This window comes from Mesorhizobium sp. BR1-1-13 (assembly GCF_020165515.1).
Classification (GTDB): domain Bacteria; phylum Pseudomonadota; class Alphaproteobacteria; order Rhizobiales; family Rhizobiaceae; genus Mesorhizobium.
Genome location: NZ_JAIUIH010000007.1, coordinates 64,268 through 76,383, shown reverse-complemented (window position 1 = coordinate 76,383; position 12,116 = coordinate 64,268). Strand labels below are relative to the sequence as shown.

The following is a 12,116-nucleotide window of genomic DNA, read 5'->3' as shown; positions in this document are numbered from 1 at the left end:
GGTTCGTTCCGAAGAACAAGGGCATACCATCGTGACGATCGTGACCGGCAAGGCCGAGGCGCGCCGAAAATTGCAACCCGGCAGGTCCGGCGCGCTGCGGAATATCTGGGAGCATCGCGCCGACTACGCGTACGTGCTGCCCGCGATCGCCGTGATGCTCATCGTCATCGCCTATCCGATCTACTACACGATCGAGCTGTCGTTCTATAAGACGCCGCCCGGCCTGCAGCTCCGTGACAAGACCTTCATCGGCTTCGACAACTACACGGCCATCCTCACCAGCGAGGTGTTCTGGAAAGTCACCTGGAACACGCTGGTCTGGACATTCGGATCCACCTTCATCTCCTTTGTCCTGGGGTTTGCCACAGCGCTGGCGCTCCACCGCGACTTTATCGGCCGCGGTGTGCTGCGCGCTATCCTGATCATTCCCTGGGTCATCAGCGCGGTCGCCGCCTCCTATATCTGGAAGTGGATCTACCATTCGGATTTCGGCATCATCGGCGCAGTGCTGGTCGGCCTCGGATTGGCCGACCGACCGCCGAATTTCATAGACAATGTCAGCACGGTTCTCCCCTCCCTGATCGTCGTCAACATCTGGCGCGAGTTTCCGTTCGCCATGATCATGATGATGGCGGGCCTGCAGACAGTCCCCGAGCAGTTGCTGCTCGCCGCGAAAGTTGACGGAGCCAATGCCTGGCAGCGCTTCTGGCACGTCACGTTCCCGCATCTGCGCAACGTCTCGGTGGTGACGATCCTGCTGCTGGCAGTGGCCAACTTCAATTCCTTCATCATCCCCTGGATCATGACCGGCGGCGGGCCGTCGAACGCATCGCATATCTGGATCACCCACATTTACGAGCTCGCCTTCGGCCGGCAGCGCTGGGGTGTGGCATCGGCCTATTCGGTGCTCCTGTTCATCATCCTGATGACGCTGGGCTACTTCTACGTCCGTGCGCTGAGCGGCAACGAGCGGAAGGAGAGCGGCGCATGAGCGCGATTGCCGAGACGGCCTCCCGAGGCCAAGCCCGTCGCCGTATGCGCGTCGGCGGGTGGCGTTGGGCCGGGCGCATCTTTCTCGTTTTCATGCTGCTTTATACGGCGTTGCCGATGATCTGGATGCTGATCACCTCGATCAAATCCGGGTTCGCGGCGACGCAATTCCCCCCGCAATGGTGGCCGGACGAGCCGACCCTCGCCAGCTATCAGAAATTGCTCGATCCGCAGAACAGCGTCGGCCAGGACTTCCTCCGCTTCTTCTGGAACAGCCTGTTCGTGTCGACCTTCACGACAATCCTTTCCGTGATCGTGGCTGTCCCCGCGGCCTACGCTTTTTCGCGCTTCAGTTTCCCCGGACGGAACTTCCTGTTCTTCGCCGTTTTGCTGCGCAACATGTTCCCGGCGGTGATCTTTCTCGTGCCGCTCTTCATCCTGATGCGCGCTATCGGCCTGGTGAACACCCACGGCTCGCTCATTCTCACCTATCTCACCTTCGGGCTGCCGCTGGCGATCTGGCTGCTCAAGGGCTTCTACGACAACATCCCGGTGCAGCTCGAGCAGGCGGCGCGCATCGATGGCGCAACGCGGTTCCAGGCCTTCATCCTGATCGTGATGCCGCTCTCGACGCCCGGGATCATCGCTACAGCGATCTATTCCTTCATCGGCGCCTGGAACGAATACATCTACGCCTACACCTTCCTTTCCAAGAACGAGCAATTGACGCTGCCGGTCGGCATCCAACGCTTCTTCTCGGAAAACACGACGGACTTTCCGGGCCTGATGGCGGCCAGCTTCATGATGAGCGTGCCCGTCGTGGTGCTGTTCCTCGTCCTGCAACGATACTTCGTACGCGCGCTTACAGAAGGCGCGGTCAAGCACTAGAGCCGGATGATTTCAGGTCGAACCGGCCTGAAATCTGAATCCGGCTCTAAATCAAGGAGATAGAGCACGATGCCGCCCGAAAACCGCTTCATACGTTTCGGCATCATGCTCTAGGGAGTTGCCTATGGCCCACGTGGTCCTCAAAGATCTCGTCAAGACCTATGGCGGCTTCAAAGCTGTCAACGATGTTTCGCTGACGGTCGATGACGGCGAGTTCGTGGCGCTGGTCGGCCCTTCAGGCTGCGGCAAGACAACCACGCTCAATCTCGTCGCGGGGCTGACCTCGATCACATCGGGCGACATCGTCATCGGAGACCGGGTGGTCAACGATCTCGACCCCAAGGACCGGGACATCGCAATGGTGTTCCAGAACTACGCGCTCTATCCGCAGAAATCGGTCTATAAGAACCTGGCGTTCCCGCTGCAGATGCGCAAACTCTCCAGGGACGAGATCGACAAGAAGGTCAGGGAAGCGGCGCGCGTTCTCGACATGACGCACCTGCTCGAGCGCAAGCCGCGGGAACTTTCGGGCGGGCAGCAGCAGCGCGTCGCCCTTGGCCGTGCCCTCGTCCGCGACCCCGCTGTGTTCCTTATGGACGAGCCGCTCTCCAACCTCGACGCCAAACTGCGCGTGCAGATGCGATCCGAGATCAAGCGCTTCCACCAGGACCTCAAGGCAACGATCATCTATGTGACGCACGACCAGCTCGAAGCCGTGACCATGGCCGACAAGATGGCGGTGATGAATGGCGGCTATCTGCAGCAATACGATTCACCGGCGCAGGTCTTTGCCCATCCGGTCAACATGTTCGTCGCCAGCTTCATCGGCAGCCCGGCGATGAGCCTCATTCCGCTGGAGGCTTCGACGGCAAACGGCAGCACCGCATTGACCAGCGCGGAAGGCTGGACGCTTGAGCTGTCGCAACTCAACGCGCGCAAGGTTCAGGGAGCGACCACCAAGAAGGTCGTGCTCGGCGCGCGGCACTCGACGATCAGGCTGCACAAAAGCGCGGTCCCCGGCGCCATTCCGGCCAAGGCCTATACGGTGGAGCCGACCGGAGACGTCACCTTCGTGCAAGCATTCCTGTCGGGCGCCATCGTCAACATCAGCGTGTCGCCCAACGTCGCCGTCAAACCTGATGAGCGGATCTGGCTCGAGTTCGACCAGGAGCGGATGCATCTGTTCGACGGCGAAACTGAAATGGCCCTCAAGGCCGACTGAGACAGTGGAACGCAGGCGTGGATGACTAAGAACCTGAAGATCACCGCGATCAAGCCCTACCCGGTGTGGGTGGGAACGCGCAACCAGATGCTCGTCAAGGTCGAGACCGACCAGGGTATCTTCGGCTGGGGCGAGAGCGGCTTGAGCGGTCGCGAGAAAGCCGTGGCGGGCGCGGTCGAGCACTATCGCGAGTTTCTCATCGGCCGCGACCCGATGCAGATCGGGCGTATCTGGCAGGAGGTTTATCGCAGCCAGTACTTCGAAGGGGGTCGGGTCCTGCAGGCGGCGATTTCCGCCATCGACATCGCCCTTCATGACATCAAAGGCAAGGCGCTGGGGGTGCCGGTCTACGAGCTGCTTGGCGGCAAGCAGCGCGACCGCGTGCCCACCTTCGCCTCGACCGGAGACGAGGCCGAGGGCGATGTTGCGATCGAACGCGCCCGCGAACTGCGCGCGCAGGGCTGGCAGGCGATCCGCTTCTTCCCCACCGGACAAAGCAGCAAGGACGTCTTCGAGCCGCGTGAATCGATCGGCCCTACGGCGAGCATGCTGAACAAAGCGCGCGAGGCGCTGGGCGATGAGGTGGTGCTCGGCGTCGATTATCATCACCGGTTGTCGGTGGCCGAGGCGGCGAGCTTCTGCAACAAGCTCGGCCGCGGCGTGCTTGATTTCCTCGAGGAGCCGATACGGGCCGAGACACCAGAGGCGTACGAGTCCCTTCGTACGATGACCGACATCCCCTTTGCCATCGGCGAGGAATTTGCCAGCAAGTGGCAGTTCCTGCCTTACATCGAGCGCGGCATCCACCAGTTCAACCGGCTCGATGTCTGCAATGTCGGCGGGCTCACCGAGGCGATGAAAGTCGCTGGCTGGAGCGAGGCGCACTATGTGGACCTGATGCCGCACAATCCCCTTGGCCCGGTGTGCACGGCCGCAACCGTGCATCTCGCCGCCGCGGTGCCCAACTTCGCGTGGCTAGAGACCAGGATCCCCGAAAGGAAGCTGGGTTTCGACAATTCCGACTTTTTCCCCGTACAGCCAAGACTCGACGGGACCGATTATCCGGTCAGCGACCTGCCGGGGCTCGGCGTCGAGGTCAATGAAGCGGCGGTCCAGGCGCAGAGTTTCCGTTTCTGGGAAGCGCCACATCTCCAGCGCCGCGACGGTTCTGTCACCAACTGGTAATTCAATTTCAACCGGAGTCCGAAGTTGACGCATACTCCCGATATCACGCGGCCGCCCAAGGACCTGATCGACGCGCTAAGGGAGATCGGCGCCGCTACGGTCGCGGGCACACTTGGCCATATGGGTTTTCGCAATCCGCACATGGTCGGCCCGGTGCCGCAGAACCATGGGAAGTCGATCGTCGGGCCGGCCCTGACATTGCAGTTCATGCCGCAGCGACCGGACCTCTTCACCGAGGGAGAATATGCCGATCCGGAGACGCAGCTTCACAGGCATGTGCTCTACCATGCGCAGGAGGGCGACGTGGTCGTCGTCGACGCGCGCGGCGACATGAGCTCCGGTGTCTTCGGCGATATGATGTCGACCTATTTCAAGGGCAGAGGCGGCGCGGGCATCGTCATCGACGGGTGCATGCGCGACCGGCCCAATGTCGAAAAGCTCGACCTGCCTCTCTGGCTGCGCGGCTGGACGCCAAATTATCATGTGCAGACCAGCATCTATCCCAATGCGGTCAACGTTCCGATTGCCTGCGGCGGTGTCACGGTGATCCCCGGCGACATCATCGTCGCCGATGACGACGGGGTGGTGGTGCTTCCCGTCGCGATGGCCCCGAAGGTCATCGAAGAATCCCAGAAACATCACGATTGGGAGGAATTCTCACGAATGAAGCTCATGGGGGGCGCGCCGTTGCAACGCTACTATCCACTGCACCCAAGCGCGAACGACGAGTACGAGGCTTGGCGGAAAGCCAACGCCAAACCTTGATAGACAGGATGAGCTGACAGTCGCCAGCGCGCGTCAGCCATTCCCCCTAATTTATCCTGGCGCCGCGTTGTGCGTCGAACAGGTGCGCCTTGCGCACCATCATCCGCCAGCCCGATCTCCTGATCAGGTTTGAGTGGCGGCCGATCCCGGCTCTCGGCCCGCTCGTTGACCTAAGCTGGATTTAGTCCCTAGCCACTCCAGACCTGTCCCTGCCGAAAGCTGGCGGCTTTTGCATCGGGAGATACCTGGCCGGGCTGGTGGCGACACATTACCGTAACGGAAGCGGTCCTATCATTCATTCGGTGATTTTGGGCGAGGGCCGGGATCGTCGGCCGGGACCGTCAAAATTAGGGGACCTGATATGGCCACGCAGCTTTGTCACATAGAGACAGCATCCTCGGGAGCGAGCTCGGCAATGGCTCCAAAGTTCGCGGAATCATGCGCTTGGGCGAATGCACGAGGCGTAACAATCTATCAGCGTTCAAAAACGGTATGGATCGCGGCCGGCGGCTATCGAGGCCGCGATTTGAAAGTAAAGGGACGGTCGCCGGCCACCGCGCTCGCACTCTGGATTGAGGCTGTCCAGTACAGAGGTTCGACATGGGGCTGACCAACGAGGCGTCCAAGGCACGCAAGAAGATCAGCATCCATCGTATCGCCGCCCTGATACCAACTTAGGGTATCGCAGGCCGTCCCCGAAATTCGATCCCAGGCCGGGCTTTGTCCATGCGATCAGCCCGGACCGCTTTCGTCGAGCTCGGTTCATCATGAGCCCGCGAGCGCCAGCATGACGCCCGCCCCAAGTGCGGAACACATCTGGCTCAACATCAAGCGGACGCCCGGAGCCGAAAATTTACGCGGCCGCGCCTGGCGCCGCGGCTCCGGCCGCGTAAAAATGCTTCTGCCGAAGCCGAATCAACTCCGCCATCATGTTTTCTCCAGAAGAAACGCCCATATTAAAAACAGGTTGGCGAACCGTTGCCATTCGGGCAGACATCGCTGGAGTTGCGGCGGTGATCCGAACCCGCCAAACGGTTGGCGCGCCCTGCCGGAAGGGTTTGATATCGCGGTCAACACGTAGGGAGAAACACGCGATCGGGTTGCGCTCGGCATGTGTTGATGGTTTGTTGCCGGTCAGCGGAGAACGAGTGATGCGAGAATCCATCGGTCAAGACGAATACGGGTCGACCAGCCCCTTCGATCCGGACGACCTGCCGAATTTGAATGCGATCGGGCCAGCCATGGGCGGCGGCAACGACTTCGAGAGATACGCTGTCGCCGTGATCATCGTGTTCGGCGCCCTGATCATTGGCGGGCTGATGGCCGCGTCGATGACCTTCGGTCATCGCAACGGTTTCCTCTTCGCGCTCGGCGGCGCCACATCGGCCTGGATATCCGGCAATGCGCTGCTGCTCGACCGGCCGCGCATCTACGCGCTGTTCGTCGGCATCGCCGCCCTGATGCTGATTGCATCCACCGTCACGCTGATTTCGTGACGGCTTGATCGTCAATTAGAGCGGTCGTTTCACGGAAACTCAGGCCGCCCTGTCTTTTCGTTTTCGACGCGATTGCGGACGCGGGTTCACGCGCTTGCGGAGTGCGCCAGTCCGATCAGTAGCCGAGCGCCTCGCCGGAAGCGGCGCGGCTGTCGATGGCGCCATTGTAGCGCGCGCCGCCACCCTTCCCGATTTCCGCCAGGCTCCTGCCGCCGACCAGGATGCCCGCCGCCTGGCCCCAGGGCTTGTCGCTGAGATCGAGATGATAACCCATGCCGGCCAGCAGCCTTTCGGTGTCCGGCGACAGTCCGAACGGCTCGATATAGACCGTGTCGGGCAGCCATTGATGATGGATGCGCGGTGCGTCGATCGCCTCCTGGATGTTCATGCCGTGGTCGATGACGTTGACGATGGCTTCCAGCGTAATGGTGATGATGCGCGAACCGCCGGGGCTGCCGATGACCATGAACGGCTTGCCGTCCTTGGCCACCACGGTCGGGCTCATCGACGACAGCGGCGTCTTCTTCGGCTGAATGGCGTTGGCTTCGCCCTGGACCAGGCCATAGAGGTTGGGCACGCCCGGTTTCTGGGTGAAATCGTCCATCTCGTTGTTGAGCAGGATGCCGGTGCCGTCGGCGACGACGCCGGCGCCGAACGAGCCGTTCAGCGTGTAGGTCACAGCGACCGCGTTGCCATCCTTGTCGATGATCGAATAATGCGTCGTCTCCTTGCTCTCGCCGAACCCCTTCGGCATCAGGTCCTGAGAGACGCCGGCCCGGAACGGATCGATCTTGTCGCGGATGTCCTTGGCGTAGGCCTTGTCCAGCAGTTTCGAGACCGGATTGTCGACGAAATCGGGATCTCCGAGCGCCGAGTTGCGATCGACATAGGCGTGGCGCATGGCTTCGACCATGACATGCACGGTCTCTGCCGAACCGGCGCCGAGATAGGACAGCGGGTAGCCTTCCAGCACGTTGAGGATTTCGCAGATGATGACGCCGCCGGAGCTCGGCGGCGGCGAGGAAATGATCTCGTAGCCGCGATAGGAACAGGTCACCGGCTTGAGCTCGCGCACCGCATATTGTTCGAAATCGTCCTTGGCCAGGATACCGCCCTTGGCGCCGCTAGCCTTGACGATGGCGTCGGCGATGGCGCCCTTGTAGAAGGCGTCGGGGCCTTTTTCGGATATCGCCGAGAGCGACGCGGCGAGGTCGGGCTGGACCAGCCGCTCGCCGATGCCGTAGGGCTTGCCATCCGGCTTCAGGAATATGGCCGCCGCAGCGGGGTCCTTCGCCAGCCTGTCGGCACCTCCGGCAAACGAGGCGGCGTCACCCTGATTGAGGATGAACCCGTCCTTGGCATAGCGAATGGCCGGCGCCATGAGGTCCTGCCGGGACAAGGTGCCGTATTTTTCGCGCGCCATCTCGAAACCGGCGACGGAGCCCGGCACGCCGACGGCGAGGTAGCCGTCGAGGCTGGCGCCTTTCACCGGATTGCCGTCCTTGTCGAGATACATGGTCTTGGTCGCGGCCAGCGGCGCACGTTCGCGGAAATCGAGGAAGGTCGACTTGCCGTCCTTGAAGCGGACGGTCATGAAGCCGCCGCCGCCGATATTGCCGGCATTGGGATAGACGACGGCGAGCGCATAGCCGACAGCGACCGCCGCATCGACGGCGTTGCCGCCCTTCTTCAGGACTTCGACGCCCACCTCCGACGCCAGATGCTGCGCGGTGACAACCATGCCGTTCTCGCCCTTGGCAGGCGCTGGCGAGGCGGCGATGGCGGCCGCCCATGGCGCGAAAGCGATCGTGAAGGAGAGGCTGACGGCGATCAGCGTGCGGCGAGTAATATGCATGGCGAGGCTCCTGGCGGGGGACGCCTAGGAAACCGTGTTGGGGTGATCGAGTCCACTAACAATTGAGGGAGCACGAGAAAGAGCTCGGCCTCAGACAATGCCACCGCTGCCGCCGGCAACGGCCGGGCGTTCCGCCGCGACCTTGGCGCGGTAGCCTGCCGCCCGGTAAGCGGCGACCGGATCGATGGCGCCGCCGGTGTTCAGCCGCGCCATGGCCAGGATCGGCTCGACATCGGTGCGGTAGGCCGCCTTTAGCGTCTGTGTCGCCATCAGCGCATCATTGGCCTCCTGAAAACTTTCAAGCGCCTTGCGGTCGACCAGCAGCGCCTGCGCGTAGGCGCGCTGCACCTCGGACGCCGACAGCATCAGGCTCTCGATCGGATCGGTGACGTTGTGGCTCTGGTCGAGCATATGCGCCGGATCGAAGCCGTCGGCGCCGGACAGTTCGGCGTCGACCAGTTCGTTGAAGACCAGGAACAGCCGGTAGGGGTCGATCGAACCGGCATCGAGGTCGTCGTCGCCATATTTCGAATCGTTGAAGTGGAAGCCGCCGAGTTTCCTGAACTGGATCAGCCGCGACACGATCATCTCGATGTTGACGTTGGGCGCGTGATGGCCGAGATCGACCAGGCAGAAGGCCTTGTCGCCCAATTCCTTGGCAATGATGTAGTTTGTGCCCCAGTCCTGCACGACAGTGGAATAGAAGGCCGGCTCGTACATCTTGTGCTCGGTGAACAGCTTCCAGTCGGCGGGCAGTCCGGCATAGACCTCCTTCATGGCGTCGAGGTAGCGCTCGAACGCCTTGGCGAAATTGACCTGGCCAGGGAAGTTCGAGCCGTCGCCGATCCACACCGTCAGCGCCTTCGACCCAAGCGTCTTGCCGATCTCGATGCATTCGAGATTGTGCTCGACCGCTTGTCGGCGCGTTCCGGCGTCGGCATGCGACAGCGAGCCGAATTTGTAGGACAGCTTTTGGTCCCTGGCGTCCGAGAAGGTATTGGAGTTCATGGCGTCGAAGCCGAGGCCGAAACGCGAGGCCGCCTGCTTCAGCCGGTTCGGGTCGGCCTTGTCCCAGGGAATGTGCAGCGACACCGTCGGTGTCGCCTGCGTCAATTGCTTGATGACGGCGCAATCCTCGATCTTGTCGAAGATGTCGCGCGGCTCCCCGGCGCCGGGGAAACGGGCAAAGCGCGTCCCGCCGGTACCGACCCCCCAGGAGGGGATCGCCACCGCGAATTTCTCGACCTTGTCTCGGATCGGGTCGATGGCGATGCCGCGACGGTCGAGCCGTTCGCCGAGCGAGGCGTAGTCACGCTCGAGGTCGGCCTTGCGCGCGGCATTATGGCTGGCGACGAGGTCGGCGGAGATGATGGTTTCGGACACTGCTGTTCCTCCCAAGAAAGCGTTCGGCTGGCGCTGCCCCTCATCCGTCTGCCGGCACCTTCTCCCCGTATAGTGACGGGGAGAAGGGAAGCACTCCGGCGGCGGCAATCCCCTCTCCCAGTTCTTCACCCGGAGAGCGGATTGGCGAGGGGCAGCGCCGCCTTCAACACTCTAGCGCGTAAAGCTCTGCGCGTTGCCGGCGTCGACATTGACGATGTTGCCGGTCGACTTGGCCGACATGTCGGAGGCGAAGAAATAGATCGCTTCGGCGATATCCTCGGGAAACACCGAGCGCTTAAGCATCGAGCGCGAGCGGTAATGTTCCTCGAGGTCGTCGGTCGACATCTTGTAGGCGGCGGCGCGCTGTTCCTTCCACTCGCCGGACCAGATCTTGGAGCCGCGCAGTACGGCGTCCGGATTGACGACGTTGACCCTGATCTGCGCCTCCGCGCCCTCCAGCGCCAGGCAGCGGGCGAGATGGATCTCGGCGGCCTTGGCGGTGCAATAGGCGGCGGCGTTCGGCGAGGCGGCAAGGCCGTTCTTCGAGGCGACGAAAACGACGTTGCCGCCGATCTTCTGCGCCCTAAACAGCCGGAACGCTTCCCGCGACACCAGGAAATATCCCGTCGACAGGATGTCCATGTTCTTGTTCCACAGCGCCAGCGTCGTGTCCTCGATCGGCGCCGAGGAGGCAAGGCCGGCGTTGGAGACCAGAATATCGATGCCACCGAACTCGACCGAGGTTTCGGCAAAGCCGGCGACGACCTGATCCTCCGACGTGACGTTGATGACCACGGGGCGGACAAAATCCTTGCCATAGGCCTTGGCCAGTTCGTCGTTGGCGCTGGCAAGTGCTGTCTCGTCGATGTCGGCAAGCACCACGCAGGCGCCTTCGCGCAGCAGCCGGCTCGCCGTCGCGCGGCCGATGCCGCCCGCGCCGCCAGTGACGAGCGCGATCTGGCCGGCAAGAGCCTTGGGCTTTGGCATGCGCTGCAGCTTCAGATCCTCAAGCAGCCAGTATTCGATGTCGAAGGCTTCCTGTGCAGGCAGGCCGACATAGGAGGAGACGGTCGAGGCGCCGCGCATGACGTTGATGGCGTTGACGTAGAACTCCCCCGAAATGCGAGCAGTCGCCTTGTCGCCGGCGAAGGTGAACATGCCGACGCCGGGCATCAGATAGACCACGGCATTGGGATCGCGGATGGCGGGCGAGTCCGCATGCTTGCAGCTGTCATAATAGGCCTGGTAGCCGACGCGGTATTCGGCAATGTCGCTGGCCAGCCGCGCGATGACGGCATCGACATCGGGCTTGGCCGGATCGAATTCGATGACCAGTGGTCGGATCTTGGTGCGCAGGAAATGGTCCGGGCATGAGGTGCCGAGTGCCGCCAGCGGGCGCAGATCCCTGGAATTGACGAATTCGAGCACGGCGGCGGAATCGTCGAAATGGCCGAGCTTATGGCTCTTTTCCGAGATCAGGCCGCGGATCCTCGGCATCAGCTTCGCGGCGATGGCGCGGCGTTCGGCGGCTTCGAGCGACTTGACCGCTTCGCCACCGAAAATGGCGACGCCCTCCGAACGCCGCTCGAACCACTCGATCGCCTGGTTGATCACCGAGATCGTCGTTTCGTAGCATTCCTTCGGGCTGTCGCCCCAGGTGAACAGGCCGTGGCTTTCCAGGATAACGCCCTTGGCGGCTGGATGGTCGAGGCAGAATTTCTCCAGCCACAGGCCAAGTTCGAAGCCCGGCCGCTTCCACGGCAGCCAGCCAATGGCATCGCCGAAGATCTCTTTCGTTAGGGCCTTGGAATCTTTGGCGGCAGCGATGGCGATGATGGCGTCGGGATGCATGTGATCGACATAGGGCTTCGGCACGTAGGCATGCAGCGGCGTGTCGATGGAGGCTGCGCGCGGATTGAGATTGAAGGTGCAATGGGGCAGATAACCCACCATCTCGTCTTCATGCTCGACGCCCCGATAAAGGCCTTTGAGGGCCTGCAATTTGTCCATGTAGAGCGTGGCAAAGCCATCAAGCTTGATGGAAGCGCTGTCGCCGCCCGAACCCTTCACCCACAGCACTTCCACGTCCTGTCCGGTGAGCGGATCCTTTTGCCGAATTTTCGACGATGTGTTGCCGCCGCCGTAATTGGTGACACGCTTGTCGGAGCCGAGCGTGTTCGAACGATAGACCAGAAGCTCGGGATCACTCATTCCCCTTGCCTTCGCATCATCCCAAAGATTGGCGAGGCGCGAGCCGGAGCGCTTGTCGAGCATGGGTAATCCTCCCTTGAAGCGCGGACGGTGCGCTCCTCTTTTCGTCGGGAATGTCTAC

Annotated in this window: 10 protein-coding genes; 7 read left to right on the top strand and 3 right to left on the bottom strand. The window is 62.1% G+C overall.

Annotated elements, in window-relative coordinates:
* Positions 1-31 precede the first annotated feature (31 nt).
* The 7 genes from LB533_RS17575 (at position 32) to LB533_RS17545 (ending at position 6,546) form a co-directional block, all read left to right on the top strand.
* Positions 32-991, top strand: coding sequence for a carbohydrate ABC transporter permease (locus LB533_RS17575; protein ID WP_140639881.1), 960 nt, complete (start codon positions 32-34; stop codon positions 989-991).
* Positions 988-1,878, top strand: a complete 891-nt coding sequence (locus tag LB533_RS17570) for a carbohydrate ABC transporter permease (protein WP_140639882.1) — start codon at positions 988-990, stop codon at positions 1,876-1,878. Before LB533_RS17575 ends, LB533_RS17570 begins: the two co-directional genes overlap by 4 nt.
* A 124-nt stretch (positions 1,879-2,002) precedes the next feature.
* Entirely contained in the window at positions 2,003-3,100 is a 1,098-nt protein-coding gene (locus LB533_RS17565; protein ID WP_140639883.1) for an ABC transporter ATP-binding protein, read from the top strand.
* Between the two features lie 21 nt (positions 3,101-3,121).
* Complete coding sequence (locus LB533_RS17560) at positions 3,122-4,285, top strand: mandelate racemase/muconate lactonizing enzyme family protein (protein ID WP_140639884.1); 1,164 nt, start codon at positions 3,122-3,124, stop codon at positions 4,283-4,285.
* 24 nt (positions 4,286-4,309) lie between these two features.
* Positions 4,310-5,050, top strand: a complete 741-nt coding sequence (locus tag LB533_RS17555; protein ID WP_140496549.1) for a ribonuclease activity regulator RraA — start codon at positions 4,310-4,312, stop codon at positions 5,048-5,050.
* Between the two features lie 787 nt (positions 5,051-5,837).
* Positions 5,838-6,131, top strand: coding sequence for a hypothetical protein (locus LB533_RS17550; RefSeq protein WP_140639885.1), 294 nt, complete (start codon positions 5,838-5,840; stop codon positions 6,129-6,131).
* Between the two features lie 70 nt (positions 6,132-6,201).
* A complete protein-coding gene (locus LB533_RS17545) occupies positions 6,202-6,546 on the top strand; it encodes a hypothetical protein (RefSeq protein ID WP_140639886.1) in 345 nt (114 codons plus the stop codon).
* Between the two features lie 115 nt (positions 6,547-6,661).
* On the opposite strand, the gene ggt is transcribed toward LB533_RS17545, so the two are convergent.
* From ggt to LB533_RS17530, 3 genes are all read right to left on the bottom strand, one after another.
* Complete coding sequence (gene ggt / locus LB533_RS17540; RefSeq protein WP_140639887.1) at positions 6,662-8,401, bottom strand: gamma-glutamyltransferase; 1,740 nt, start codon at positions 8,399-8,401, stop codon at positions 6,662-6,664.
* A gap of 90 nt (positions 8,402-8,491) precedes the next feature.
* Positions 8,492-9,784, bottom strand: coding sequence for an L-rhamnose catabolism isomerase (rhaI, locus tag LB533_RS17535; protein ID WP_224677822.1), 1,293 nt, complete (start codon positions 9,782-9,784; stop codon positions 8,492-8,494).
* Between the two features lie 171 nt (positions 9,785-9,955).
* Positions 9,956-12,058 (bottom strand): bifunctional rhamnulose-1-phosphate aldolase/short-chain dehydrogenase, encoded by a 2,103-nt coding sequence (locus LB533_RS17530; RefSeq protein WP_224677821.1) that lies wholly within the window; start codon positions 12,056-12,058, stop codon positions 9,956-9,958.
* Between the last annotated feature and the right edge of the window lie 58 nt (positions 12,059-12,116).